At 70.2% G+C, this 25,900-nt stretch carries 25 protein-coding genes; 4 read left to right on the top strand and 21 right to left on the bottom strand.

All coding sequences use genetic code 11. The features are described 5' to 3' along the window. Nucleotides 1–15: 15 nt before the first annotated feature. The 20 genes from AB0I51_RS20795 to AB0I51_RS20890 form a co-directional block, all read right to left on the bottom strand. Nucleotides 16–141, bottom strand: coding sequence for a DUF6126 family protein (locus AB0I51_RS20795; RefSeq protein WP_362977130.1), 126 nt, complete (start codon nucleotides 139–141; stop codon nucleotides 16–18). Further along, nucleotides 138–770 carry an XRE family transcriptional regulator gene (locus AB0I51_RS20800; protein WP_362977132.1) on the bottom strand — a complete coding sequence of 211 codons (633 nt, stop codon included), beginning with the start codon at nucleotides 768–770 and terminating at the stop codon, nucleotides 138–140. Before AB0I51_RS20800 ends, AB0I51_RS20795 begins: the two co-directional genes overlap by 4 nt. A 73-nt stretch (nucleotides 771–843) precedes the next feature. Beyond that, nucleotides 844–2,229: an aspartate aminotransferase family protein gene (locus AB0I51_RS20805; RefSeq protein ID WP_362977134.1), complete on the bottom strand. Its 1,386-nt coding sequence runs from the start codon at nucleotides 2,227–2,229 to the stop codon at nucleotides 844–846. After that, entirely contained in the window at nucleotides 2,226–4,133 is a 1,908-nt protein-coding gene (gene dxs, locus AB0I51_RS20810) for a 1-deoxy-D-xylulose-5-phosphate synthase (protein ID WP_362977136.1), read from the bottom strand. The genes AB0I51_RS20805 and dxs overlap by 4 nt, the downstream gene beginning before the upstream one ends. 26 nt (nucleotides 4,134–4,159) lie before the next feature. Beyond that, nucleotides 4,160–5,317, bottom strand: a complete 1,158-nt coding sequence (ispG, locus tag AB0I51_RS20815; RefSeq protein ID WP_362977138.1) for a flavodoxin-dependent (E)-4-hydroxy-3-methylbut-2-enyl-diphosphate synthase — start codon at nucleotides 5,315–5,317, stop codon at nucleotides 4,160–4,162. Between the two features lie 4 nt (nucleotides 5,318–5,321). Further along, the gene (gene hpnH / locus AB0I51_RS20820; protein WP_317880960.1) at nucleotides 5,322–6,344 is read right to left on the bottom strand and encodes an adenosyl-hopene transferase HpnH; all 1,023 of its coding nucleotides are present in this window, start codon (nucleotides 6,342–6,344) and stop codon (nucleotides 5,322–5,324) included. A 5-nt stretch (nucleotides 6,345–6,349) separates the two neighbouring features. Further along, nucleotides 6,350–6,985, bottom strand: a complete 636-nt coding sequence (locus AB0I51_RS20825) for a 1-hydroxy-2-methyl-2-butenyl 4-diphosphate reductase (protein ID WP_362977140.1) — start codon at nucleotides 6,983–6,985, stop codon at nucleotides 6,350–6,352. Then, the gene (gene shc, locus AB0I51_RS20830) at nucleotides 6,985–9,000 is read right to left on the bottom strand and encodes a squalene--hopene cyclase (RefSeq protein ID WP_362977142.1); all 2,016 of its coding nucleotides are present in this window, start codon (nucleotides 8,998–9,000) and stop codon (nucleotides 6,985–6,987) included. Before shc ends, AB0I51_RS20825 begins: the two co-directional genes overlap by 1 nt. A gap of 112 nt (nucleotides 9,001–9,112) precedes the next feature. Continuing rightward, entirely contained in the window at nucleotides 9,113–10,246 is a 1,134-nt protein-coding gene (locus tag AB0I51_RS20835) for a polyprenyl synthetase family protein (protein ID WP_362977144.1), read from the bottom strand. Then, on the bottom strand, nucleotides 10,246–11,676 hold the full coding sequence (gene hpnE / locus AB0I51_RS20840; RefSeq protein WP_362977146.1) for a hydroxysqualene dehydroxylase HpnE: 1,431 nt from the start codon (nucleotides 11,674–11,676) through the stop codon (nucleotides 10,246–10,248). Before hpnE ends, AB0I51_RS20835 begins: the two co-directional genes overlap by 1 nt. After that, a complete protein-coding gene (locus tag AB0I51_RS20845) occupies nucleotides 11,673–11,795 on the bottom strand; it encodes a DUF6380 family protein (RefSeq protein ID WP_362977148.1) in 123 nt (40 codons plus the stop codon). The genes hpnE and AB0I51_RS20845 overlap by 4 nt, the downstream gene beginning before the upstream one ends. Further along, a complete protein-coding gene (gene hpnD, locus AB0I51_RS20850) occupies nucleotides 11,795–12,745 on the bottom strand; it encodes a presqualene diphosphate synthase HpnD (protein WP_362977150.1) in 951 nt (316 codons plus the stop codon). The genes AB0I51_RS20845 and hpnD overlap by 1 nt, the downstream gene beginning before the upstream one ends. Beyond that, nucleotides 12,742–13,644: a squalene synthase HpnC gene (gene hpnC, locus AB0I51_RS20855; protein WP_362977152.1), complete on the bottom strand. Its 903-nt coding sequence runs from the start codon at nucleotides 13,642–13,644 to the stop codon at nucleotides 12,742–12,744. The genes hpnD and hpnC overlap by 4 nt, the downstream gene beginning before the upstream one ends. 386 nt (nucleotides 13,645–14,030) lie before the next feature. After that, entirely contained in the window at nucleotides 14,031–14,837 is an 807-nt protein-coding gene (locus AB0I51_RS20860) for an ABC transporter ATP-binding protein (protein ID WP_362977154.1), read from the bottom strand. Continuing rightward, nucleotides 14,830–15,759 carry an ABC transporter permease gene (locus AB0I51_RS20865; RefSeq protein WP_362977156.1) on the bottom strand — a complete coding sequence of 310 codons (930 nt, stop codon included), beginning with the start codon at nucleotides 15,757–15,759 and terminating at the stop codon, nucleotides 14,830–14,832. Before AB0I51_RS20865 ends, AB0I51_RS20860 begins: the two co-directional genes overlap by 8 nt. Before the next feature lie 149 nt (nucleotides 15,760–15,908). Further along, a complete protein-coding gene (locus AB0I51_RS20870) occupies nucleotides 15,909–16,781 on the bottom strand; it encodes a glycosyltransferase family 2 protein (RefSeq protein WP_362977308.1) in 873 nt (290 codons plus the stop codon). 5 nt (nucleotides 16,782–16,786) lie between these two features. After that, nucleotides 16,787–17,566: a CDP-alcohol phosphatidyltransferase family protein gene (locus AB0I51_RS20875; RefSeq protein WP_362977158.1), complete on the bottom strand. Its 780-nt coding sequence runs from the start codon at nucleotides 17,564–17,566 to the stop codon at nucleotides 16,787–16,789. Then, on the bottom strand, nucleotides 17,544–18,605 hold the full coding sequence (locus AB0I51_RS20880) for an iron-containing alcohol dehydrogenase family protein (protein ID WP_362977160.1): 1,062 nt from the start codon (nucleotides 18,603–18,605) through the stop codon (nucleotides 17,544–17,546). Before AB0I51_RS20880 ends, AB0I51_RS20875 begins: the two co-directional genes overlap by 23 nt. After that, the gene (locus AB0I51_RS20885; protein WP_362977162.1) at nucleotides 18,593–19,345 is read right to left on the bottom strand and encodes a phosphocholine cytidylyltransferase family protein; all 753 of its coding nucleotides are present in this window, start codon (nucleotides 19,343–19,345) and stop codon (nucleotides 18,593–18,595) included. The genes AB0I51_RS20880 and AB0I51_RS20885 overlap by 13 nt, the downstream gene beginning before the upstream one ends. Continuing rightward, nucleotides 19,342–21,135 carry a DUF5941 domain-containing protein gene (locus AB0I51_RS20890; protein WP_362977164.1) on the bottom strand — a complete coding sequence of 598 codons (1,794 nt, stop codon included), beginning with the start codon at nucleotides 21,133–21,135 and terminating at the stop codon, nucleotides 19,342–19,344. Before AB0I51_RS20890 ends, AB0I51_RS20885 begins: the two co-directional genes overlap by 4 nt. Before the next feature lie 446 nt (nucleotides 21,136–21,581). Here AB0I51_RS20890 and AB0I51_RS20895 point away from each other — a divergent pair, with 446 nt between their 5' ends. Both AB0I51_RS20895 and idi read left to right on the top strand, forming a co-directional pair. Continuing rightward, a complete protein-coding gene (locus AB0I51_RS20895; protein ID WP_362977165.1) occupies nucleotides 21,582–22,526 on the top strand; it encodes a cation diffusion facilitator family transporter in 945 nt (314 codons plus the stop codon). 200 nt (nucleotides 22,527–22,726) lie between these two features. Then, nucleotides 22,727–23,320 (top strand): isopentenyl-diphosphate Delta-isomerase, encoded by a 594-nt coding sequence (gene idi, locus AB0I51_RS20900; protein ID WP_362977167.1) that lies wholly within the window; start codon nucleotides 22,727–22,729, stop codon nucleotides 23,318–23,320. 9 nt (nucleotides 23,321–23,329) lie between these two features. Here the strand turns inward: idi and AB0I51_RS20905 are convergent, their stop codons facing one another. Beyond that, nucleotides 23,330–23,839 (bottom strand): ATP-binding protein, encoded by a 510-nt coding sequence (locus AB0I51_RS20905; protein ID WP_362977310.1) that lies wholly within the window; start codon nucleotides 23,837–23,839, stop codon nucleotides 23,330–23,332. Nucleotides 23,840–24,044: 205 nt separating this feature from the next. Here AB0I51_RS20905 and AB0I51_RS20910 point away from each other — a divergent pair, with 205 nt between their 5' ends. Together AB0I51_RS20910 and AB0I51_RS20915 are read left to right on the top strand one after the other, a co-directional pair. Further along, nucleotides 24,045–24,788 carry an enoyl-CoA hydratase/isomerase family protein gene (locus tag AB0I51_RS20910; protein WP_362977169.1) on the top strand — a complete coding sequence of 248 codons (744 nt, stop codon included), beginning with the start codon at nucleotides 24,045–24,047 and terminating at the stop codon, nucleotides 24,786–24,788. Nucleotides 24,789–24,993: 205 nt separating this feature from the next. Further along, nucleotides 24,994–25,863: a hypothetical protein gene (locus tag AB0I51_RS20915; RefSeq protein ID WP_362977171.1), complete on the top strand. Its 870-nt coding sequence runs from the start codon at nucleotides 24,994–24,996 to the stop codon at nucleotides 25,861–25,863. Nucleotides 25,864–25,900: the final 37 nt, after the last annotated feature.

A 25,900-nucleotide genomic window follows, 5' to 3' on the forward strand; every position in this document is an offset into this window, starting at 1 on the left:
CGCGGCTGCGGAAGGCTACTTGGCGCCCAGGGAGAACAACAGGTAGATGAAGGCCGCGAAGAGGTGGCCGACGGCGATGTAGATGAGGAGCCGTACCCACAGAGCACGGGGGAACCTGTCCTCGATGTTGTTGCCGCTCATGGTGTGTCTCCGGTGATCGGGCCCAGGCACAGGGTGGCCGTGGGACTCTGCAGCAGGGTGTGGACGAAGAGGACCTCGACGCCGTTCTCGTCGGCGGCTGCGAGGCGGTGCGGGGTGAGCGAGTCGAAGTGCGCGCTGTCGCCGGGCGCGAGGACGTGCGCGGTGTCGCCGAGCCGCAGCCGCAGTCGCCCTGTGAGGACGTACAGCCATTCCTCGCCGGGGTGCACGCGCACGATGTCGCCCTGGGAGCCGTGCGGGATGCGGACGCGCAGCGACTGCATCCCGCGGCCGGGGGCGCCGGCCTGCCAGTAGGTCCAGCCGCCCGCCCTGGTCGGTTCCATGTCGGCGGCGCGTACGACGGCTTCCCGGTCGGTGACCGTCTCGCCGAGCAGGTCCGAGACTGTCGTACCGTAGATGCGGGCCAGCGCGAGCAGCATCGGCAGCGAGGGCTGGCGCTGCCCGGTCTCCAGGCGGGAGAGATGGGCGGGCGAGAGTCCGGCCGAGCGGGCTGCGGCCTCCAGGGTGAGGGAGGCGCGGCGGCGCAGGGCGCGGAGCTGGGGTGCGACGGTGGCCGGCAGGTCGTCGGCCGGTCCGGCCGGCGGTTCCGGCTCGGTCTCGGAGGAGCTCATGCCCTCCATTCAGCCGGACGTTTGCCTCTGCGGCAAATTTCTTGCCACAGAGGCAAAGACCCGTCCTGGCGGCTCAGCGGTTGGCCACCGCCTGCTTGACGAGCGTCCTGCTGAAGTCCCACATGAGCCCGCCACCGCTGTGCGCGTCGTCCATCACGGCCGTGAAGGCCTCGACGAACCGGTCCACCTCGCGCTCGCCGACGATCAGCGGCGGGATCAGCTTGATCACCTCCAGGTGGTCGCCTGAGACCTGGGTGAGGATGCGGTGCCGCTGGAGCAGCGGTACGACCACCATCTGCGCGAACAGCCCCTTGCGCGCGGCCTGCAGCATGGCCCAACGGCTGCGCAGCTTCAGCGACTTGGGCTTCCCGAACTCGATGCCGATCATCAGGCCCCGGCCGCGCACGTCGGCGAGCAGTTCGTACTTGTCGACCAGCGCGGCGAGCCGGGTCCTCAACTGGTCCCCGGTGGCACGGGCGTTGGCGACGATCTGCTCGTTCTCCATGACGGACAGCACGGCGAGCCCCGCCGCCATGGCCTGGGCGTTGGACCCGAAGCTCGCCGAGTGGACCAGCACGCGGTCCATTGACGAGTAGACCTTCTTGAAGATCCAGTCCTTGCCGAGGGTGGCACCGACCGGGACGTATCCGCCGGACAGCGCCTTGGCCACACACACCAAGTCCGGTTCCACGCCGTCCTCGTGCTGGTAGGCGTAGAAGTCGCCGGTGCGGCCCAGGCCGGTCTGCACCTCGTCGGCGATGAGCAACGCCTTGTGCCGGCGCAGGAGTTCCTGCGCGGCGCGCAGATAGCCGGGCGGGGCCTCGTGCACACCCTTGCCCTGGATCGGCTCGACGATCAGGGCGGCGACGTCGCCCTTCTTCAACTCCCGTGCCAGGGCGTCGAGATCACCGAGCGGTACGGCGGTGTCGGGCAGCAGCGGGGCGAAGCCGTCCCGGAAGCCGTCCTCGCCGTTGACCGAGAGCGAACCGGTGGTCAGGCCGTGGAAGGCGTGGTCGCAGTACAGGACACGCGGCTTCCCGGTGGCGTACCGGGCAAACTTGAGCGCGGTCTCGACCGCCTCCGTGCCGCTGTTGCCGAAGAACACCCGGTCCAGGTGCGGGCTGTGGGTGAGCAGCTTCTCGGCGAGCAGACCCGGCAGCGGCTGGCAGTCGAAGCGGGTGAGGTCGGCGAGCTGGGCGTCGAGGACGTCGTGCAGCGCCTTGCGGACGACGGGGTGGTGGCGGCCGAGGCCCATCACCCCGAACCCGGCGAGCATGTCCAGGTAGTCGTTGCCGTCCGCGTCCCAGAAGTAGGCGCCCTCGCCGCGCTCGTAGACCTTGTCGAAGCCGATGGTGTGCAGCATGCGCGGGAGCTGGTGGTTGAGGTACTTCGTGTGCAGCTCGTAGCGCTCGGCTCCGCGCTCGGCCAAGAGCGCGGTGAGGTCGAACTCCTTGGTCATTCGGGTTTCTCCTTGGCTGCGTGGCCGGTCGCGTCCTTGACCGCCAGGCTTGCGCTGATCCGTCCGGCGACCTCGACGGGTGTGAGGCCGATGTCGGCGAGCACCTCGCCGCGTTTGGCGTGCGCGAGGAACTGCTCCGGGATGCCGAACCGCCGTACGGGGACGTCGACTTCGGCATCGCCCAGCGCCAGCGCCACGGCGGCGCCGACGCCGGAGGCCCGGCTGTTGTCCTCGACGACGGCCACCAGGCGGTGCTCGGCGGCGAGGCCGGGCAGGGCCGGGTCGACGGGTTTGACCCAACGGGGGTCCACGACCGTGCAGTTGATGCCGCGGGCTTCGAGGAGTTCGGCGGCCTGAAGGCAGACGGGCGCCATCACTCCTACGGCGACGAGCAGCACCTCGGGTGTCCCCGCCCCCCGGTGCAGGACGTCGAGGCCGCCCACCCGGTCGATCGCCGGGATCTCCGGTCCGACCGACTCCTTCGGGAAGCGGACGAGGGTCGGCGCGTCGTCGACGGCGACCGCTTCCCGCAGCTGGGCGCGGAGTTGGCCGGCGTCGCGCGGTGCGGCGATCCGCAGGCCCGGCACGACCTGGAGGATGGACATGTCCCACATGCCGTTGTGAGAGGCTCCGTCGACGCCGGTGACGCCGGCCCGGTCGAGGACGAAGGTGACTCCGCAGCGGTGGAGGGCGACATCCATCAGGAGTTGGTCGAAGGCGCGGTTGAGGAAGGTGGCGTAGACGGCGACGACGGGATGCAGTCCGCCGGTCGCGAGGCCCGCCGCGGAGACGGCCGCGTGCTGTTCGGCGATGCCGACGTCCCAGACCCGGTCGGGGAACCTCGCGGCGAACTTGCCGAGGCCGACCGGGTGCAGCATGGCCGCCGTGATCGCCACGATGTCGTCCCGCTCCTCCCCGATCCGCAGGATCTCGTCGCCGAACACGCTGGTCCAGGAAGGGCCGTTGGAGGGCACGAGGGGCTCGCAGGTGAGCGGGTCCATCACGCCGACGGTGTGGAAGTGGTCCTCCTCGTGGGCGAGGGCCGGTTCGTAGCCGCGCCCCTTCTCCGTGAGGCAGTGGACCAGGACCGGGCCGTGGAAGCGTTTCGCGCGGCGCAGTGCCGACTCGACGGCGCCGATGTCGTGTCCGTCGATCGGACCGACGTACTTGAGGCCCAGGTCCTCGAACATGCCCTGCGGGGCGAACGCGTCCTTGAAGCCCTTCTTCGCGCCGTGCAGCGACTCGTAGACGGTGTTGCCGACGACCGGGGTGCGCAGCAGGACGTCCTTGCCCCAGGCGAGCACCTTCTCGTAGCTGTCGGTCGTGCGCAGGGTGGCCAGGTGGTTGGCGAGGCCGCCGATCGTGGGCGAGTACGAGCGCTCGTTGTCGTTGACCACGATGATCAGCGGGCGGTCCCTGGCGGCGGCGATGTTGTTCAGCGCCTCCCAGGCCATGCCGCCGGTGAGCGCGCCGTCACCGATGACCGCGACGACATGGCCCTTCTCGCCCTGTACCTGGCGAGCCTTGGCGAGACCGTCGGCCCAGCCGAGCGCGGTGGACGCGTGGCTGTTCTCGACGACGTCGTGCTCGGACTCCTCGCGCGAGGGGTAGCCGGACAGGCCGCCCTTGCCGCGCAGCTTGGAGAAGTCCTGACGGCCCGTCAGAATCTTGTGCACATAGCTCTGATGGCCGGTGTCCCAGACGATGCGGTCGACCGGTGACTCGAAGACCCGGTGGAGCGCGATGGTCAGTTCCACCACGCCCAGGTTGGGCCCGAGGTGGCCGCCGGTCCTGGCCACCGCGTGCACCAGGAACTCCCTTATCTCTTCGGACAGTTCACCGAGTTCCGCCTCGGACAGCGCCTTCAGGTCGCGTGGTTGACGGATGCTCTCCAGAATCGTCACGTCGGGCCCCCTTCGGTCCGTGCTGTTCAGCTCACGGTGACGGCCGGCTCCCCCGCCGCGACGCCGTCCTGCTCCATCTGCTCGGCGATCTTCATCGCCTCCTCGATGAGGGTCTCCACGATCTTCGACTCGGGCACGGTCTTGACGACCTCGCCCTTGACGAAGATCTGGCCCTTGCCGTTGCCGGAGGCAACGCCGAGGTCCGCCTCCCGCGCCTCGCCGGGTCCGTTGACGACACAGCCCATGACCGCGACGCGCAACGGCACCTCCATGCCCTCGAGCCCGGCCGTGACCTCGTCGGCAAGCTTGTAGACGTCCACCTGTGCGCGCCCGCAGGACGGACAGGACACGATCTCCAGCCGGCGGGGCTTGAGATTGAGCGACTCCAGGATCTGGAGGCCGACCTTGACCTCCTCCACCGGCGGAGCGGACAGCGACACCCGGATCGTGTCGCCGATGCCCTCGCTGAGCAGCGCCCCGAAGGCGACCGCCGACTTGATCGTGCCCTGGAAGGCGGGTCCCGCCTCGGTGACCCCGAGATGCAGCGGATAGTCGCTCTGCGCGGCCAGCAGCCGGTAGGCGTTGACCATCACCACGGGGTCGTTGTGCTTCACGGAGATCTTGATGTCGCCGAAGCCGTACTCCTCGAAGAGCGAGGCCTCCCACAGGGCCGACTCGACGAGCGCCTCGGGGGTGGCCCTGCCGTACTTCTGGAGCAGCCTCCGGTCCAGGGAACCGGCGTTGACCCCAATCCGGATCGGCGTGCCGTGGTCCTTGGCGGCCCGCGCGATCTCCTTGACCTTGTCGTCGAACTGCTTGATGTTGCCGGGGTTCACGCGGACCGCTGCGCACCCGGCCTCGATCGCGGCGAAGACGTACTTGGGCTGGAAGTGGATGTCCGCGATCACCGGGATCTGCGACTTGCGGGCGATGGTCGCCAGTGCGTCCGCGTCGTCCTGCGTGGGGCAGGCGACGCGGACGATCTGGCAGCCGGACGCGGTGAGTTCGGCGATCTGCTGGAGGGTGGCGCCGATGTCCGACGTACGGGTCGTGGTCATCGACTGGACCGAGACGGGAGCCCCGCCCCCGACCGCCACCGGTCCGACCTGGATGCGTCGCGACACACGTCGCTCGGCGATCGGCCGGACCGGCATCTCGGGGACGCCCAGGGATACGGCGGTCATGACGTCAGTCGCGGTTTCCGGCGACGGTCTCGCGCATGGCCCGCAGCGACTCCTTGAGGGAGCCCATGGTGGCGAGGACGGCGGTCGGCTCGTAGCCGCAGTGCGCCATGCAGTTGGCGCAGCGCGGGTCCTTGCCGCGGCCGTACTTGTCCCAGTCGGTGTCCTCGATCAGCTCCCGGTACGTCGGGACGTATCCGTCGCTCATCAGATAGCAGGGGCGCTGCCAGCCGAAGAGCGAGTAGTTCGGGATCGCCCAGGCCGTGCACGGGAAGTCGACCTTGCCCTCCAGGAAGTCCAGGAAGAGCGGGGAGTGGTTGAGCCGCCACTTCCTGCGGTTGCCGCCCGCGAAGGCCTTCTTGAACAGCTCGTGGGTCTGCGCGACGCCCAGGAAGTGCTCCTGGTCGGGCGCCTTCTCGTAGGCGTAGGCGGGCGAGATCATCATCTCGTCGACCTTGATCTCGTCGTTGAGGAAGTTGAGGACCTCGATGATGGTCTGCGGGGTGTCGGTGTTGAAGAAGGTCGAGTTGGTGGTGACCCGGAAGCCACGCTTCTTGGCCTCCTTCATCGCCTCCACCGCCTCGTCGAACACACCCTCCTTCGCGACGGACTCGTCGTGCCGCTCACGCAGCCCGTCGATGTGCACCGCGAACGCGAAGTACGGCGAGGGCTTGAACTTGTCGAGCTTCTTGCGCAGCAGCATGGCGTTGGTGCAGAGGAAGACGTACTTCTTCTTCGCCACCAACTGCCGCACGATCTCGTCGATCTGAGGGTGCATCAGGGGTTCGCCGCCCGCGATGGACACCATCGGCGCACCGGATTCGAGCACCGCCCCGACGGCCTGCGCCACCGGCATGCGCTGCTTGAGCACGCCCGCCGGGTGCTGGATCTTGCCGCAGCCCTCGCACTTCAGGTTGCACGCGAAGAGAGGTTCCAGCTCCACGATCAGGGGGAACTTGTCCCGCTTGCGGAGCTTCTGTTCAGCCAAGTATGTAGCGACCTTGATTGTCTGGCGCAGCGGCATGGCCATCTGGCTCACCTCCGGGGGAGCAGCAAAGAACGGTGCCATTCGAAAAAAGCGGGAAGAACAGATCGAAGAACGCGGAAAGCCGATATTCCACCGCGCACCGTGCCGATCCGGACGAGTTCATGTTCAGGAGCGTCCACGACCACCCGTACGGCCGCAACCGGGCGCGCGCCCGTGCGCACGGCGCTCAGCAGCGTGGCCGCCGACTCCATGTCGACCGCGATCGCGCCGGTCGCGAGCAGATCCGACCGTTCCTGACCGCGGACGACATGATCGGAACCCGTGAGGGGGCCGGTGTGGACGGTGCGTCCGGGCAGGGCCCGCACCAGTTCCTTGACGAGCAGTTCGGTGGCGACGCACGGAACGGTTCCGCGCGGGTCCCGGGTCTCCTCGGCGACCACCAGGTCGCCGGGGTGCATCCCGGGGGCGAGTCCGGCGCAGAAGCCCGTGGCCAGTACGGCGGCCTCGGACAGCGCCGGGTCGGCGAGGCGCCGGGTGACGGCCGCTTCGGCCGCCTCGGGCCCCATGCCCGTCCGCAGGACGGTGACCGGCCCGCCGGAGCGGTCGCCGGTGCGCAGGGCGAGGTGCTCGATGCCGAGCGCGCAGGCGATCAACAGCGGCGGAGCGGCGGGCTGGGTGTTCATCAGCCCCCCTTGGTCTGGGGGACGGCCGGGGAGACGGTCCGGGTGAACGGTTCTCCGTGGACATAGCGCCCGAGCGCGGTGAGCGGGAACACCTGCCGGTAGAGGTGGTAGTTGATGGAGAAGTCCCACGGGAAGCCGGTCCCCGTGAAGTAGGGCTCGTCCCAGGAGCCGTCCTCCCGCTGGGTGGTCGCGAGCCATCCGATGCCGCGCTCGACGGCCTTGGAGTCGTGCTCACCGGCCGCCAGCAGGGCCATCAGCGCCCAGGCCGTCTGCGAGGCGGTCGAGGCGCCCCGGCCGCTCCACTCCTTGGCGTACTTGTAGGAGCGCAGGTCCTCGCCCCAGCCGCCGTCGTCGTTCTGCACGGTCTCCAGCCAGGTGACCGCGCGCCGGATCGCCGGGTGCGAGCCGGGCAGCCCGGCCGCGGCGAGGGCGGGCACCACGGACCCTGTGCCGTATACGTAGTTGACGCCCCAGCGCCCGAACCACGAGCCGTCCGGCTCCTGTTCGGCGAGCAGCCACTCGATGCCGCGCCGGGTGCGCGGGTCGTGGGCGAGGCCCTCCACGGCGAGCATCTCGACGACGTGCGCGGTGACGTCCGCCGACGGCGGGTCGATGACCTCGCCGAAGTCGCAGAACGGCAGCCGGTTGGGGAAGGGGCTGGTGTTGTCGACGTCGAAGGCGCCCCAACCGCCGTTCTTGGACTGCATTCCGAGGTTCCAGCGGACTCCGCGCCCCACGGCCCGGTCGACGCGTTCCGGGTCGTGATGTCTGACCCGGCGCAGCGCGAGCACGACCTCCGCGGTGTCGTCGATGTCGGGGTAGTTGTCGTTGTGGAACTCGAACGCCCAGCCGCCGGGCGGCAGTTGGGGTCGCTTGACCGCCCAGTCGCCGGGGCGGACGATCTCCTCCCCGAGCATCCAGTCGGCGGCCTTGACCAGTTGGGGGTGGTCGGCGGGCACGCCAGCGTCGGCAAGGGCGATGGTCGCGAGGCAGGTGTCCCACACCGGGGACTGGCAGGCCTCGATCATCCGGGCCCCGTCCTCGCGCCAGATCGCGAACCGGTCGAGGGACTCAAGTCCCGCGCGCATCACGGGGTGTTCGAGGTCGTAGCCCAGCAGGTGCAGGGCGATCACCGAGTACACGGCCGGCGGCTGGATGCCGCCCCAGCAGCCGTCGTTCTCCTGCCGCTCGATGATCCAGCGCGCGGCCGTGTTCATCGCGGCCTTGCGGAGCTTGCGCGGTGCGACCTTGCGGTAGAGGTGCAGCGCCTTGTCGAGCCGCTGGAAGGCGCCGTCCCAACTCGCCGCCTTGGCAAGGGGCTTGACCGGGTTCGGGTTGTTCGCGTCGGTGTGGAGTTCGTCGAGCGGGAAGGGCGCGGGCCGTACCGGCCGCTTCGCGGAGACCACCGTCAGCGGCACGATGGTCTGCCGGGCCCAGCATCCGAAGTCGTAGATGTTGAGGGGTACCCAGGTGGGGAAGTAGATGAGTTCCGGGGGGAGTTCGGGCAGGTCGTCCCACTTCCACCAGCCGAACAGCGCGAGCCAGATCCGGGTGAAGACCCGGGCCGAGGCGATACCGCCCCGCTCGCGGACCCAGGCGGACGCCTTCGCCATGTGCGGGGCGTCCGGCGCGTCACCGGCCAGCCGGAGGGCGACGTACGCCTCGATGGTGGTGGAGAGTTCGCCCGGGCCGCCGTAGAAGCTGGCCCAGGTGCCGTCCTCGCGCTGCTCGCCGCGGATGAAGAGCGCGGCGGCCCGGGTCGTCGACTCGTCGCGGATGCCCAGGAACTGACGGAGCAGCAGATCCTCGGCGTCCATGGTGACGTTCGTGTCGAGGTCGCCCTTCCACCAGCCCTGGGCGTCCTGAAGGGAGAGCAGGAAGCCGGTGGCGCGTTGTACGGCGAGTGCGGCGGCGTCGTGCACCCCGGCCGCCACGGGGGTGTTGATGTCGGTTTCGCTGGCCGCGGCAACACGGGGCTGCATGGCCCCGGTGCTTCCGTCGGTCGTCGCTGTCATGGCTTCCCCTTCGTGCAGTGGCATGTCTCTGCTGTGGGTCCGCCGTCGGCCGGTACTCGTTCGTTCGCAGCACCGGCCGGCGACTACGCGAGGGCTATTCGACCGATAGTGATCATCTCTTTCGTACGACGACGAAGTCGGCGAGCGCCGTGAACTGCGCCCGAACCCGGTCGGGCATGTCGATGGCGTCGAGGACCTCGATGGCGATGGTGTGCTGACGGCGTGCCTCTTCGGCGGTCCACTCGCGGCCGCCGGCCTCCTCGATGAGCGCGGCGCGGGCCGCGAACTCCTCCTCGGAGAAGTTCTCGAAGTCGCTGCTCTTGGCGTCGGCGGCGAGGATCTCGCCGAGCCGCTCGGAGGCGGGTCCGCCCGCCGCGAGCGCCGCCACCACGGGCAGGGACTTCTTGCGCTGGCGCAGATCGCTCCAGGTCTGCTTCCCGGTGGACTCCGGGTCGCCCCAGATGCCGAGGAGGTCGTCGACGGCCTGGAAGGCCAGGCCGAGGTGGTGGCCGTACTTCTCCAGGACGTCGGCGGTGCGGTCGTCCGCACCGCCGAGCACGGCCCCGATGGAGGAGGCGCAGGCGAGCAGGGCGCCGGTCTTGTTGCCCTCCATCTCCAGGCATTCCTCGACGCTGACGCGGTCGCGGTGCTCGTAGGAGATGTCCTGCGCCTGGCCGTCGATGAGGGCGCGGGTCGCGGTGGTGAGGCGGCGGGTGGCGCGGCCGGCCTCGACGGTGCCGAGCTCCAGCAGGACCTCGTTGGCGAGCGCGAACAGGGCGTCGCCGACCAGGATGGCCTGCGCGGGGCCGTGCACCTTCCACACGGTGTCGCGGTGCCGGCGCTGTTCGTCGCCGTCCATCAGGTCGTCGTGCAGCAGCGAGAAGTTGTGCACCAGCTCGACGGCGACGGCACCCGGGATACCGACCTCGGGCGCGGCACCGGTGACCTCGGCGGAGAGCACGGCGAGCGCGGGACGTACGGCCTTGCCGCCGTCGCCTGCGGCCGGGTTGCCCTCGGCGTCGATCCAGCCGAAGTGGTAGGCGGAGACGGTGTCCATGGGCGGTGCCAGGCGGTCCACGGCGGCCCGCAGTACCGGTGTGGCAAGGGTCCGGCCGCGCTCCAGGAGCGCGGACACGTCCACCGCGGTCCTCGCAGCGGCCGTCTCGGCCGGGGGCACAGTGGGCACAGTCTCTCCTCTTGTCGCGCTACCGGGGGTGCGGGGGCCTGCCGCATGCCGATCGAGCATCACGCCGCCTCCTCGAACTCGAAGAGTTGTCGGGGGCGGGGCCGGCCCAGGGCAGCGAGCGCGGCGTCCGCGGCGCTCACCCCACTGCGGACCGCACTTTCCATGGTCGCGGGCCACCCTGTGGCGGTCCACGCTCCGGCCAGGTACAGGCCGGGGGCCTTGGTGCGGGCGCCGGGCCGCAGCCGTCCGACGCCGGGGGCGGGAGCGAACGTCGCCGTGCGCTCCCGGGTCACGAAGAAGTCCTTCACCTCGGCGCCGCGCGCACCGGGCAGCAGCCGTTCCAGCTCGGGAAGGTAGCGCTCGCGCAGTTCGGCGACGGTCTGGTCGATCTCGTCGTGCGCGGCGGACTGGGACAGCGCCAGGTACTGGCCGTCCTTCAGCCCGGACGCCCCGGTCCGGTCGAACACCCACTGCACCGGGCTGCCCAGCGCGGCGAAGAAGGGCCGGGCGAGCACCTTGCGGTCGTAGACGACGTGGACGTTGAGGATCGGCGCGGTGTCGATGGACAGCAGCCGCTCAGGGGCGTCGAGAGCGCCCTCGGGCAGCAGATCATGGGCCTCGCGCTGCGGTACGGCGAGGACGACGGCGTCGGCCTGAAGGGTCTCGCCGGGAACCTGAACGCTCCAACGCCCGTTCTCGTCAGTAGAGATGGAGGTGACGCGTGTACGGACTTCGGTGCGCACGCCCGCGGAGTCGAGCGCCTTGCGGGCCAGCCGGTCGTGCAGTTCACCCAGCGGCACATGGGCCCAGCCGATGTCTGCCGCACCCGGGTCGGAGAGCAGACCGGTCTTGAACACCATCGCGGCCAGCGCCAGCGAGGAATCGCCGGCCACCGCGTTGAGGGTGGCGACCCCCACCAGGTCCCACAGTGCCTCGACGGCACGCGCCGACTGACCGTGCGCGGCCAGCCAGCTGCCGAAGTCCTGCGTGTCCAGGGCGGGATCGTTGAGGTCGAGCGCTTTGAGCGCGAGAGCCGCACGGCCGACCTTGGCGCGCTCGGCGAGCGAGAGATGCGGGTAGGTCGCGAGACTGCGCCCCAGATGCAGAGGTACGGGCAGCGGGTCGCGCCGCAGTCTGCCGAGCCTGCGTCCCTCGGGGCGGTTCGCGTCGAGTACGGGCACGTCGAGACGATCCTGCAGCGGGGACAGCGCCGTGCCCTCGATGCGGTCGAGGAACCAGCGGTAGGCGGTGCAGCAGCGCAGATACACATGCTGGCCGTTGTCGACGGTGAGGTCGCCGCGCTGGAAGGAGAAGGCGAGTCCGCCCAGGCGCGGGCGGCCTTCGAGCAGGGTGACGCGGACTCCGGCGTCGGCGAGCGCGAGCGCTGTGGTGACTCCGGCCAGCCCGCCGCCGACCACGACGGCATGCCGTCCGGCCCCGTCGGCCGGTTTGTCCGAGGGCAGCCCGGCCGGCTGCGTCCCGTCGCTCATCGTGCACTCCCCCCTGCGTACCCGCCGTGGCAGGTCGTTGCAGTCAGGGACGCGACTTCGCACCGGAGGGTTGCGTGCCGCATTTCTCCGGTGACGCCACCTTGGCCCACTTTGTCCATCAGCTGCGCCTCCTGAGGGTCCTGCGCGTGACGTGGCGGGTGTCCAGTCCGGACAGGCCGCGCACGGCGACGTAGGCCTTCTCGCGGCCGGGCAGCGAGACCCGGCCGCGCAGCACGGCCTCCGGCTCGCGCTCGATGCGGTCCAGGAGGCGGCGGTAGATGCCGGCCATGGCGGCGACACAGGCGCCGCTGCGGCGGTCGAGCATGGGGAGCAGCCGGTAGCCCTCGGCGAAAAGAGTGCGGGCCCGGCGCACCTCGAAGTGCACGAGACCCGCGAAGTCGGAGCCCTCGGGCGGGGTCGGTCCGTCGAACCCGGCCGAACACCCGAATTTCGCGAGGTCGTCGGCGGGCAGATAGGTACGACCGCCCTCGGCGTCCTCGCGGACGTCTCTCAGGATGTTGGTGAGCTGGAGCGCGAGCCCCAGCGTGTCGGCGTACTCCGAGGCGCGTTCGGAGCCGCGCGCCCCCGCCTCCGCGCCGAACACGCCGAGCGAGAGCCGCCCGATCGCGCCCGCGACACACCTGCAGTAGACCTTCAGGTCGTCCCAGGTCTCGTAGGTCTCGCCCTGGACGTCCATCAGGACGCCGTCGATCAGCTCGTCCAGGCCGCCGAGCGGGATCGGGAAGGCCTCGGCCGCGTGGGCGAGGGCGACCGCGACGGGGTCGGTGTCGTCCTCCTCGACCTTGCCCTCGCGCACCCGGGTCAGCAGCGCCCGGGTGTCCTCCAGTCGCGCCGCCTTCACCTCGGTCGCCAGCGTGCCGTCGCCGATGTCGTCGACACGCCGTGAGAACGCGTACAGCGCCGACATGGCGCGGCGCTTGGGCGTGGGCAACAGTCTGATGCCGTACGCGAAATTGCGCGCCTGTTGTCCGGTGACGGCCTCGCAGTAGCTGTAGGCGGCGAGTACCGGCGCGGACATGTGCGGTGCAGACTCCACGGTCCGGATCACCCCTCTCCTCGCAGAGTCACGCCCACCTCACGCAGCAACTGGATCTTGCCGGGCTTGGGCGGGCCGGGAAGTACGTCGTATTCGGCGGCGGCGATCGCTCGGACCGCCGCCCGTCCCCCCGCCACGAACCCCGCGAGCAGCAGCTTCAGTCTGCCGTGGACGCTACCCACCAGGGGGGCGCCTTCATTCAGGAGATCGCGGGCGCGTTCTGCTTCGTATGCAACCAGTGCGCGCACCGATGCGCCCGCGGAGGGCGTGGCGAGATCCGCTTCCTGGACGTGAAAGCGCTTCATGTCCTGGGCGGGCAGGTAGATGCGGTCGCGGCCGAGGTCCTCGGTCACGTCCTGAAGGTGTTCGACGATCTGCAGTGCGGTGCAGACCGCGTCGGAGAGCCGGACGCGTTCGGGGGTCTCGGTGCCGGTGACACCGAGGACGAGGCGGCCGACCGGGTTTGCGGAGAGTTCACAGTAGGCAAGGAGATCGTCGTAGGTCTCGTAGCGCGTGACGAGCTGGTCCTGACGGTTCGCCGCGATCAGGCCGAGGAAGGGTTCCGGGGTGAGCGCGCAGCGGCGGACGGTCGGCTGGAGGCGGCGCAGCAGGGGGTGGTGCGGGGTGCCGTCGAAGACCCGGCGCAGATCGGCCTCGAAGGCGTCGAGGAGGACGAGACGGTCCTCGGCATCCTCGGGCGACACCCCGAGCAGCCTGGCGTCGGCGCCGCCGGGGGCGAGGTCGCCGTCACCGATGTCGTCGACGAGGCGGGCGAATCCGTAGACCGCCATGAGGTCGGTGCGCCACGCCCTGGGCAGGAAAAAAGGCGCCACGGGGAAGTTCTCGCCCGCGGCCTTGTCGAGTGTGCCGCGCTCCGGATCGCCGGAGGCGGCGGCGCCGCTTCCCGTCACCGCTCGCCGCCAGGGGCAGGGACGGCACACGCTTCGGTGAGCTGGGGAGTTTCCGTAGCCATTGCCGTCACATCTCCCGTTCTACACTGCCGACCCAATACGCACTATTTCGGACACGCCGCCCAGTCGTCCGCACCGTGACCCGTATTTGGGTGTCGCGCAGTATCGCCCCACTTCCCGCTATTCGACACCGGTACAGCTTACGTTGTACAACGCAGCGAGCTTCCTCGGGGTGTCCTGCACGTCACAACAACACACCGATTGGCGTCAAGATTCCTTGGGTCGGGCCGAGTTGACGTTTCCTTTGCAGACGCAGGGCCCCGCCGGAGCAGTTCCGGCGGGGCCCTGGGAAGCGTTCTGGGCTTTTGCGCCCATATGCGAGTGGACTACTTACCGGTGAACTTCTCGTACTCCTTGAGGACCTCTTCGGTCGGCCCGTCCATCCGCAGTTCGCCGCGTTCCAGCCACAGCACCCGGTCGCAGGTGTCGCGGATCGACTTGTTGTTGTGGCTGACCAGGAACACCGTGCCCGCGGACTTGCGCAGTTCACGGATGCGCTGCTCGGAGCGGACCTGGAACTTGCGGTCGCCGGTGGCCAGCGCCTCGTCGATCATCAGGACGTCGTGGTCCTTGGCGGCGGCGATGGAGAAGCGCAGCCGGGCCGCCATTCCGGAGGAATAGGTGCGCATGGGAAGGGTGATGAAGTCGCCCTTCTCGTTGATCCCGGAGAAGTCGACGATTTCCTGGTAGCGCTCCCTGACCTGTTCGCGGCTCATGCCCATGGCGAGACCGCCCAGGATGACGTTCCGCTCGCCGGTGAGGTCGTTCATCAGGGCCGCGTTGACGCCCAGCAGCGAGGGCTGGCCGTTGGTGTAGACCCGGCCGCTCTCGGCCGGGAGCAGACCGGCGATGGCGCGCAGCAGGGTCGACTTGCCGGAGCCGTTGGAACCGATCAGGCCGACGGCCTCGCCGCGGTAGGCGACGAAGGAGACGCCCTTGACGGCGTGCACCTTGCGCACCCCGCGCTCCTCGCCGCGCTTGACTATGCGGCTGAGGGCGGAGGTGGCGCTGCCCTTGCCGGTCTTGGCGCCGTGCACGCGGTAGACGATGTGCAGTTCGTCCGCGACGACGGTGGGGATCGGCGACCCCGGGGCCCGGTCCACCGGGTTCTGCTCGACGTCGGGCTCAGCCACGGCCGTACCTCTCCTCCGCCTGCCAGAAGTACACGAAACCGCCGGCGAACAGGACCACGGCCCAGAAGGTGGCGATGGCCCAGACGTGCGGCGGCAGGTTCGAGGCGCCGTAGCCGTCGATGAGCGCGAAGCGCATCAGGTCCATGTAGATGGCGGCCGGGTTCACCTGCAGCAGGCGGACGAACACCTCGGAGCGGCCCTCCATCATCTTGCTGATGGAGAACATGACGCCCGACGTGTACATCCAGGTGCGCAGGATGAACGGCATCAGCTGGGCGAGGTCCGGGGTCTTGGCACCCATCCGCGCCACGATCAGCGCGAGCCCGGTGTTGAAGAGGAACTGCAGCAGCAGGACCGGGAGGATCAGCAGCCAGGACAGGCTCGGGTAGCTGCCGAAGCCGATCACGATGACGAACAGCACGGTCATCGAGAACAGCAGCTGCTGGAGCTGCTGGAGCGCGAAGGAGATCGGCAGCGAGGCCCGCGGGAAGTGCAGCGCGCGCACCAGGCCGAGGTTGCCGGAGATCGCGCGGACGCCCGCCATGATCGAGCTCTGCGTGAAGGTGAACACGAACACGCCCGTGACCAGGAACGGGATGTACACGTCCCGCGACATGCCCCGGCTGGCCTTCAGGATGACGCCGAAGATGAAGAAGTAGACGGCCGCGTTCAGCAGCGGGGTGGCCACCTGCCACAGCTGGCCCAGCTTCGCCTGGCTGTACTGGGCCGTCAGCTTCGCCTGGGAGAAGGCCAGGATGAAGTGACGTCGCCCCCAGAGCTGGCGGACGTAGTCGACGAGTCCGGGGCGGGCGCCGCTCACGGTCAGCCCGTACTTGGCGGCCAGCTGCGGCGCCGTGAGGCCTTCGTCGGGCGACGGGCGCGGGCTCACCGCGACCCCGCCGTCATGCGTTGTCTCACTCAAGGGTGGAAGCCTTCATGTTCGGATGCGTCTTACGATCGTCTTGTGTTCGTCTTACGGAATTGTGCTACAGGACGCGACACGTATCCGCCGCCGGACAGGTTCCAGGGGCGTCCGCGCGCCGAGCGCGCGGTCACGCACCGTCGAGCCTGTCAGATCACGGGGGGTCGACCCAGTCGGGTCAGCCGCCACACCGTACGCCACTTCATGGGCCTGCGCGGCCCGCACGGAGTGGTCCAGCCCTCCTTGAACCCGCCGAACCAGGCCCGCAGGGCCGGCCGCGAGGGGCGGCGCAGGAGGGTGAGCAGCAGCCACACCCCGAGGTAGACGGGGACGAGGGGGGCGGGGAGGTTGCGGCGGGCCAGCCAGACGCGGTTGCGGGCGACCATGCGGTGGTAGACCGCGTGCCGGGAGGGCGCGGTGGTCGGGTGGTACAGGACCATGTCGGACCGGTAGTCGATCATCCAGCCGGCGTCCAGGGCCCGCCAGGCCAGGTCGGTCTCCTCGTGGGCGTAGAAGAACTCGTCCGGAAGTCCGCCGACCTCGGCGAAGACCTTCGTACGGACGGCGTTGGCGCCGCCGAGGAAGGTGGTGACCCGGGAGGAACGCATCGGGTCGGAGGCGCGCAGCCGGGGGACGTGCCGGCGTTGGGTGACACCCGTCTCCGGGTCGGCGATGCGGAAGCTGATGATGCCGAGCCGGGGGTCGGCGGCGAAGGCCTGCCGGCACAGCTCGGCGGTGTCGTGCTGGGCGAGCAGCCCGTCGTCGTCGAGGAACATCACTATGTCGACATCTCGACCGCAGGGCCCGAAGGCCTCCAGGCCGATGTTCCGTCCGCCGGGAATGCCGAGGTTCTCGGGCAGTTCTATGGTCCGGACGCCGCCCGGGACGTCCGGGACGGGCGAGCCGTTGCCCACGACGACCGCCTCGACCCGGTCGCCGTCCTGCTTGGCGACCGAGTCGAGCAGGGCACGGAGTTCCTCGGGCCGGTTGCCCATGGTGATGATCACCGCGCCGACCTTCATGCCGCTCACTTCAGCCTGCTCGACGCGAGGATCGACACCAGGTGCAGCAGGGTCTGGAGCAGCGCGATGCCGGCCAGTACGGCGACGCCGAGCCGCGAGTAGAACAGGTCGCCGCGGACCTGGTCCACCAGCGCGAGGACCAGGATCAGCAGGGAGGCCTCGATGCCGAGGATCAGCCGGTGGAACTTGAAGGCGGCGGCGGCCCGGCGGGCCAGCGCCATCCCGGAGGACCGCATCTCGGCCGCGGACTCCTGCACCGGGGCCTTGCCGGTCTGGTGCCGGGCGACGCCGACCAGGTCGGTCTCGGCCTTGATCAGGATCGCGCCGAGCGCGGCCAGCGTGCCGAGGAAGGCCCACAGCCAGTCGATACGGCCGCTGCCCCACAGGTCGGCGGCGCGCAGCCCGAAGCCGACGAGGACGGCCGCGTCGGTCAGGTAGGCGCCGACCCGGTCGAGGTAGACCCCCGCAAGGGAGTACTGCTTGCGCCAGCGGGCGATCTCGCCGTCGACGCAGTCCAGCAGCAGATACATCTGGACGCACACCACGCCCAGCACGGCGCCCGTGATCCCCGGTACCAACAGCGCCGGGGCGGCGAGCACGCCGAATACGGTCATCAGGTACGTGAGCTGGTTGGGCGAGACCCTGGTGTTCACCAGGTAGCGGTCCACCCGCAGGGACACCTCACGCATGTAGAGGCGTCCCATCCAGTGCTCACCGCTGCGCCGGTCCTTCACCCCTGCGGGGTGGACGACGGGACGGAGTTCAGCTACCGATGGCCTTGACATAGTCGGCGTAGATGTCCTTGATCTGGTCGGTTTTCAGGTCGAGGTGTTCGAGGATCGTGTAGCGGCCGGGGCGGGTCTGCGGAGCGAACTCCACGACGCGGACGAACTCGTCCACCGTGAAGCCGATCTCCTCCGGCAGCACCGGCAGTCCGTGCCGGCGCAGTACCTCGGCCGTGTACGCCGATTCCTCGTGGGCTCCGCGCAGGTACATCGCGAAGGCCGCGCCCAGTCCGCACTGCTCGCCGTGAGCGGCGGCGCGTTTGGGGAAGAGCAGGTCGAAGGCGTGGTTGATCTCGTGGCAGGAACCGGAGGCGGGACGTGAGTCGCCCGAGATCGACATCGCAATTCCGGTGAGGACCAGGGCCTCGGCGAGCACCTGGAGGAAGCCGCTGTCCCCTATGCCGCCGGGGTGCCGGAGCACCGCCTCGCCGGCCTGCCGGGCCATGGCGGCGGCGAGGCCGTCGATCTTCTCGCCGTTGACGCGGTTGGACAGTTCCCAGTCCGCGATCGAGTTGATGTTGGAGATCGCGTCACCGATACCGGCCCGCACGAAGCGCGCCGGTGCCTCACGGATGACGTCGAGGTCGATGACGACCGCGATCGGGTTCGGCACGCCGTAGGAGCCGCGCCCCGCGTCGTTGTCGAGGGTGGCGACCGGCGAGCAGAGGCCGTCGTGCGCGAGGTTCGTCGGTACGGCGACCAGGGGCAGGCCGATGCGTGCCGCGGCGAACTTGGCGCAGTCGATGATCTTGCCGCCGCCGAGGCCCACGACCGCGTCGTAGTGACCGGCCTTCATCTCGCCGGCCAGCTCGATCGCGTCGTCGAGGGTGCCGCCGCCGACTTCGTACCAGGTGGCGCCGGGCAGGCTGGGTTCGAGGCGGGCGCGCAGCCGGGCGCCCGAGCCGCCGCTGACGGCGATCGCGAGCTTGCCGGAGTGCGAGATGCGTTCGTCGGCGAGGACACAGGCCAGGTCGTCGAGGGCACCCGGGCGGATGTCGACGACGACGGGTGAGGGGATCAGCCGGGTCAGTACAGGCACGCGATCTCACGTCCCTTGGCCAGATCGTCGTGGTTGTCGATCTCGACCCACTTGACGTCGCCGATCGGGGCCACGTCGATCCGGAAGCCGCGGTTGACGAGTTCCTGGTAGCCGTGCTCGTAGAACTGCTGCGGGTCGGTCTCCCACACCGTCTTGAGCGCGTCGGCCAGTTCGGGGGTGGCCTCGCCCTCGATGAGGGTGACGCCGATGTACTCGCCGGTGGCCTCGGCGGGGTCCATCAGCTTGGTGATCTTCGTCATGCCCTTGGCGGGGTCGACGACGACCTTCATCTCCTCGTCCGCGAGGGACTTGACGGTGTCCAGCGCGAGGATGATCCTCTTGCCGTCGCCGCGGGCGGCCAGCAGCGTCTTCTCGACGGAGACCGGGTGGACGGTGTCGCCGTTGGCGAGGATCACGCCGTCCTTGAGGGCGTCACGTCCGCACCACAGGGAGTAGGCGTTGTTCCACTCCTCGGCCTTGTCGTTGTCGATGAGGGTGAGCTTGAGGCCGTACTTCGCCTCAAGGGCCGCCTTGCGCTCGTACACGGCTTCCTTGCGGTAGCCGACGATGATCGCGACCTCGGTCAGACCGATCTCGGCGAAGTTGCCGAGGGTCAGGTCCAGGACCGTGGGTTCGCCCTCTATGCCCGCGGGCCCCACCGGCACCAGAGCCTTGGGAAGGCTGTCGGTGTAGGGGCGCAGACGCCGTCCGGCGCCGGCCGCCAGCACGAGGCCGATCATGCGGGTTCTCCTTCATCGTGTACGGCGGGCGCCCCTGCGGACACCCAGAAGCGGATGCTCTCGAAGAGCACCAGCAGGGCCACGGCCACGGCCAGGACCGTGAGCGCGACCGTGAACTGCGACGCGGTGAGCACGGCGGCGAGAACGGTGACGAGCAGAATCCGCCCTTCGTGCCCCCCTATGGCGCGCACCAGCCAGGCCGGGGACGCCCCGGCGTTGCCGCGGATGCGGTACACCGTGTCGTAGTGATGGTAGGCGACCGCGGCCACCAGACCGAAAGCCGCAGGAAGGGCTCCGTTCACCTCCGCTTCAGCCGCGAGGATGAGGACCGTGCAGTATTCGGCCGCCCGGAAGAGCGGGGGGACCAGCCAGTCGAGGGCGCCCTTGAGGGGGCGGGCGACGGCGAGCGGGGACTGGAGCACGTAGAAGACGGCGCCCAGGACGGGCACCCAGCTGCCGTATCCGCCGAACCAGGCCGTCAGGAGGACGACCGCCGTACCGACCAGCGCGGTGTAGGCCGGCGCGCGCAGGGACACCCGGCGCGCGATGCGCGTCAGGCCCTGGGCCAGTGGCCCGCTGTCCGCCAGGTCCGCCAGCGCCTGTGCCGCCCGGTCCGTGCGCCGCGCCTTGCGGGTCAGCGAGCGCAGCACCCGGCCCGCCGCCGTGTACGTCGCCGCGAAGGCGCAGCCGACGAGGAGGACGTAGAAGGTGATGCGGGGTGTGGTCACTGCCGTGAGGACGGCGATCATCGCCCATCGTTCGCCGATGGGCAGGACTATCATCCGGCGCACCCAGACCGTCCAGCCGACGCTGTCGAGCTTGTCGGAGAGGGCAGCGGTGGGGCTGGTGTTGGCGGTGGCGTCGTGGTTGGCCTCGTTGAAGGAGAAGTCCACGACGTGTCGGCAGGTCTGCAGGATCATCGCGCCGAGCGCGAGTGCCCATACGTCGTCGCCACCGCGGGCCGCTCCCAGCGCGAGGCCCGCGTAGTAGGCGTACTCCTTGGCCCGGTCGAAGGTGGCGTCGAGCCACGCGCCGAGGGTGGAGTACTGCAGGGCGTAGCGGGCGATCTGGCCGTCGACGCAGTCCAGGACGAAGGACGCGATCAGCAGGACGCCGGCCGCGACGAACCCGGCGCGGGTGCCGGTGGCCGCGCAGCCCGCCGCGATGAGCGCGGTGATCAGGGAGGCGGTGGTGACCTGGTTCGGGGTGAGGCCGCGGCGGGCGCACCAGCGGGCGATGTAGCGGGAGTACGGGCTGATGAAGTGGGTGGTGAAGAAGCCGTCGCGGGACTTCACGGCCGACTTCAGGCGTACGGCCTCGTCGTCGACGGCTGCGACGGCCTGCCGTGCCTCGCTGCCGGCCTGCGCGTCGGCGGGGACCGTGGCGACGAGGCTGCCCAGCTCGGGGCGGTGCACGTCCGAGCCGTCGGCGTCGAGGGCGGTGACGATGCGGTCGGCGAGGTTGTCCAGGAGGGTCGTACCGCCGCCGGCCGAGTTCTCGCGGGCCATCGCTCGGGTCAGTGCCTGGCGGCCGACCGGCTGCGCGGTGACGGCACCCGGTACCGCGGCGAGCGGGAAACGGGGGTCGGTGAGGCCGAGGCGCAGCGCGTGCCGGTGACCGACGAAGCGGGCGTCCACGACGGCGACGCGACGGTCACCGGGAACGGCCGCCAGAAGCGTTTCCGCCTCGGTGGTGTCGGCGGCGATCCGGACGTCGAAGCCGAGCGAGCGCAGGTCGTCCTCGATCGACGATCCGGGGACCGGCTGACCGGTGAGGATGGCGGTCGACAACCGAACTCACTCCCTGGTGCCGACGCGTGGGCGCCGGTCATGTGCATGGTGGTGGCGCCCCTTGGGTGGCACCCGGGCGGCATGTCGGCAGAGGCTATCGGATGCTCTCAAGCCCGTGTTCACCGGCCGTTCATGGGCTGATCAACAGGGTCTGCAGGCGCCTCCGCCGAGATCATCATCAGGGATTCGGGCCCCGGCCGACAAACCGCACCTGCCAGAGCGGGCATCGCCGGACATTCCGCGGAGCCCACGGCGGCGGTCCACCGGAGCGGGTGTCGGCCGGGCCCGCCTTCCGACCCCTCCCCCGGCCGCTCTGCGCCGACCCGGCCAGTAATCCGTTTACGCAGGTCAGGGCAGATGACAACGGTGTTCAGTGCAGCGTTGCCCAATACCCCCCACCCGTAGTTCACTGTGATCCCGGGCAGCAATCAGGAGGGCGGCTCTTCATGGGGGCAGGGCACGACCACGGGCATTCCCCTGCGCACGTCACTCCCGTCACCGGTACGGCCGCGGCGGCATACCGGGGCAGGCTGCGCGTCGCGCTGGGGATCACGCTCACCGTGATGGTGGTCGAGGTGGTCGGCGGGCTGCTCGCGGACTCCCTCGCGCTCATCGCGGACGCGGCCCACATGGCGACGGACGCGCTGGGCCTCGGCATGGCGCTGCTCGCGATCCACTTCGCCAACCGCCCGGCGGCCGGCAACCGCACCTTCGGCTACGCCCGTGCGGAGATCCTCGCCGCGCTCGCCAACTGTCTGCTGCTGCTCGGCGTCGGCGGGTACGTCCTGTACGAGGCGGTCCAGCGGTTCGTCGTGCCCGCCGACACCGAGGGCGGGCCGACCGTCGTGTTCGGTCTGGTCGGCCTGGTCGCGAACATGATCTCCCTCACGCTGCTGGCGCGCGGCCGGAAGGAGAGCCTCAATGTGCGCGGCGCGTTCCTGGAGGTGGCCGCCGACGCGCTGGGCTCCCTCGCGGTGATCGTCTCGGCCGTGGTGGTCCTGGCCACGGGATGGCAGGCCGCCGACCCGATCGCCTCGCTCGTCATCGGCCTGATGATCGTGCCGCGCACACTGAGGCTGCTGCGCGAGACCCTCGACGTACTGCTGGAGTCGGCGCCCAAGGACGTCGACATGCGGGAGGTGCGCGCCCACATCCTGGCCCTGGACGGTGTCGAGGACATCCACGATCTGCACGCCTGGACGATCACCTCGGGCATGCCGGTGCTCTCCGCGCACGTGGTCGTCGGCTCGGACGCGCTGAACGCCATCGGCAACGAGAAGATGCTCCACGAACTCCAGGGCTGCCTCGGCGGCCACTTCGACGTGGCGCACTGCACCTTCCAGCTGGAGCCCGGCGGCCACGCGGAGCACGAGGCGAAGCTCTGCCACTGACGACTGACAGAAGCCGACGAGATCTGAGGGAAACCGACCAGGTCGGACGGAACGCAACCGTCCGGCGCACACCCGTGTCCACACTCCCGTGACCCCACCCCCGGACGGTTCCCCCGTCGCCGCGCCGGGCACGATGAACTGCCGGGAGTGCCGGATTCGTACGGCAGACTTGGCTTTGAAGACCGATGTGAAGGATGGGTATGCCGATCACACCTGCCACCGCGACGCACAGCTCGTCGAACGGCACCGCCGAAGCGATCCTGCTCGAACTGGTCGACGAGAACGGCGTGACGATCGGCACCGCGGAGAAGCTCTCCGCCCACCAGCCACCGGGGCGGCTGCACCGCGCCTTCTCCGTCTTCCTCTTCGACGAGCAGGGCCGCCTGCTGCTCCAGCAGCGGGCGCTCGGCAAGTACCACTCCCCCGGCGTCTGGTCCAACACCTGCTGCGGTCACCCCTACCCGGGCGAGGCGCCCTTCGCGGCGGCGGCCCGGCGGACGTACGAGGAGCTCGGGGTGTCGCCGTCACTGCTCGCCGAGGCCGGCACGGTGCGCTACAACCACCCGGACCCGGCCTCGGGTCTGGTGGAGCAGGAGTACAACCACCTCTTCGTCGGCATGGTGCAGTCCGCGCTGCGGCCGGACCCGGAGGAGGTGGGCACGACCGCGTTCGTGACCCCCTCCGAGCTGGCGGAGCGGCACGCGAAGGACACCTTCTCGTCCTGGTTCATGACGGTGCTGGACGCGGCCCGCCCGGCGGTCCGCGAGCTGACGGGCCCGTCCGCGGGCTGGTGACCGCCCGGCCTACGGCACCCGCGCGGCGGTGAGCGGCAGCGCGGCCCAGATCACCTTGCCGCCGCTCGCCGTGTGCTCGACGTCGCACACGCCGCCCGCCTCCCGGGTCACCTCGCGCACCAGGAGCAGTCCACGGCCACCGGTCTCGTCGTGATCGGCCACCAGGGCGGTCGGGCGGTAGGGGTGGTTGTCCTCGACGGACACCCGCACCCACTCGGCGCCCACGGCGACCTCCACCGCGAGTATCGGCGACAGCAGCGCCGCGTGCTTGACCCCGTTGGTGACCAGCTCGGAGACGATCAGCAACAGTCCCTGCAGCAGGTCGTCCGTCAGGGGCACGCCCTGACGGAGGAGCAGGTCCCGTACGGCGTGCCGCGCCTGCGGGACGGAGGCGTCGACGGCGGAGGCGGTGAACCGCCAGACCCCCTCGTACGGCAGCGGATCCGGCGGGGCGGGGGCCGGGGGATCGTCTCTGCCACCTTCTGGGCGTGGGCCTGACCCACGCCCGTGGTCGTCCATCGTCCGGTCGCCACCCTTGCGCTCGATTGTCACCACACGACGAGTGTTGGCAACGACCCGCACCACCTCGGACGACTGAACAGAAGTCAGCAGTTATCGGGCGCCTTCCGACCGTTCGGGCACGGTACGACCGCTCTTCATGACCGGTCCTGTCGCGATCATGATGACTTCGCGAACTCTTCCGGTTGTACGTAGCATCCGGCGCATGGAGCCCCGACTGCTGGACCATGTCACCGACTCGGTCGCCACCGTCGTCGTCCACCACCCCGGCAAGCGCAACGCGATGACGGCCGCGATGTGGCGCGCGCTGCCGCCGCTGCTCGACACCCTGGCCGCCGATCCGGCCGTACGGGCGCTGGTGCTGACCGGTGAGGGCGGGACGTTCTGTGCCGGGGCCGACATCTCCGCGCTGCGGGAGTCGGCGGGTGAGGCGCAGAAGCTCGCGGTGCTCGCGGAGGAGGCGCTCGCGGCGTTCCCCAAGCCGACGCTGGCCGCGATCCGGGGTCACTGTGTGGGCGGCGGCGCGCAGTTGGCGGCGGCCTGCGATCTGCGGTTCGCGGAGCAGGGGGCGCTGTTCGGGGTGACTCCGGCGAAGCTGGGGATCGTGTATCCGGCGTCCTCCACCCGGCGGTTGGTGTCGCTGGTGGGCCCGGGGACCGCCAAGTACCTCCTCTTCTCGGGCGAGTTGATCGACGCGGAGCGCGCGCTGCGCACCGGGTTCCTCGACGAGCTGCTGCCCGAGGGCGAACTCGCCAAGCGTGTCGCGGAGTTCACCCGGGTGCTGGCCGCCCGCTCGCGGCTGACGCAGGCCGCGGCGAAGGAGTTCGCCAACGGGCGTACGGACAGGGACGGTTACTGGGCCGAGCAGGCACGCGGCAGCGAGGACACCGCCGAGGGGGTCGCCGCGTTCCTGGAGCGCCGGGCGCCGCGCTTCACCTGGACTGCGTGAGGAGGAAGCCCGGCGCCCGTGAAGACCTTCAACGGGCCGGTGGCGTCGAGGCTCTGCACATCGTCGAAGAGGGCCACCGGGACGGTTCGCACACCGCCGGTTCTTCGCGCTCCCCGCAGTGGCCGCAATGACGACTACCCCACCTTTTCCGCCATCCGACGCCCGCCACTGGAGGCCGTACCAACCAGTCGGTAACGTGACCGTCATGACTACTGCCGCCGTCGACCCCCGTGCCGGGCGCCGCTGCCACAACGCGCTCAACTCCCTGCACGCCACGCTCTACTTCTCGCCCGACCTGGGGAGGGAACTGGCGGAGCTCGGTGTCACGGACTCCAGGGCCGTCAACTTCGCCGTACGGGCGGCGGCGCTGGGGCGGGTCGGGCCCGGCGTGGTGGCGGCGACCTTCTACAACTACAAGTACGAGCTCGTGGCCCGGCATGTGCCCGCCGTGTGGGAGACCGTCTCCCCGGAGCAGGCCCTGCGGGCACGCGCGCGTGCCGTCGACGCGACCCTGCGCCGGCTGCTGGACGACGTCGTCGTCGAGTCGGCGGAGATGGCCGAGGCCGCGCGGCTGGCGCTGCGGGCCGCCGAGGCGTGCACGCGTGCCGCGCGTCCCCTGTACGCCGCGCATGCCGATCTGCCGGTCCCCGAGGAGCCGCACCTCGCGTACTTCCACGCCGCCACCCTGCTGCGCGAGCACCGCGGCGACGGTCATCTGGCCGTCCTGATGTCCGCCGAACTCGACGGTCTGGAGGCCGTGGTGACCCACACCGCGACCGGCAAGGGCATGACCCCGAAGTGGGTGTTCGGCACTCGCGGCTGGAGCCAGGAGGAGTGGGACGCCGCCGCCGGACGGCTGCGGGAGCGCGGACTGCTCGACGGGGACGGCGAGTTGACCGAGGCGGGCGTCGCGCTGCGCGCCGGGATCGAGACGGAGACGGACCGGCTGGACCGGGCACCGTACGAGCACCTGGGCGCCGAAGGGGTCGTACGGCTGACCGAGCTGGCGACCGGGTTCGCCCGGCGCGCGCTCGCCGCCGGGGCGTTTCCGGGGAATCTGCTCGGCAAGAGCTAGCCGACGGCGCAGCGGCGGGAAGTCACCGCGGCAACGC

Source organism: Streptomyces sp. NPDC050549, assembly GCF_040655035.1.
Classification (GTDB): domain Bacteria; phylum Actinomycetota; class Actinomycetes; order Streptomycetales; family Streptomycetaceae; genus Streptomyces.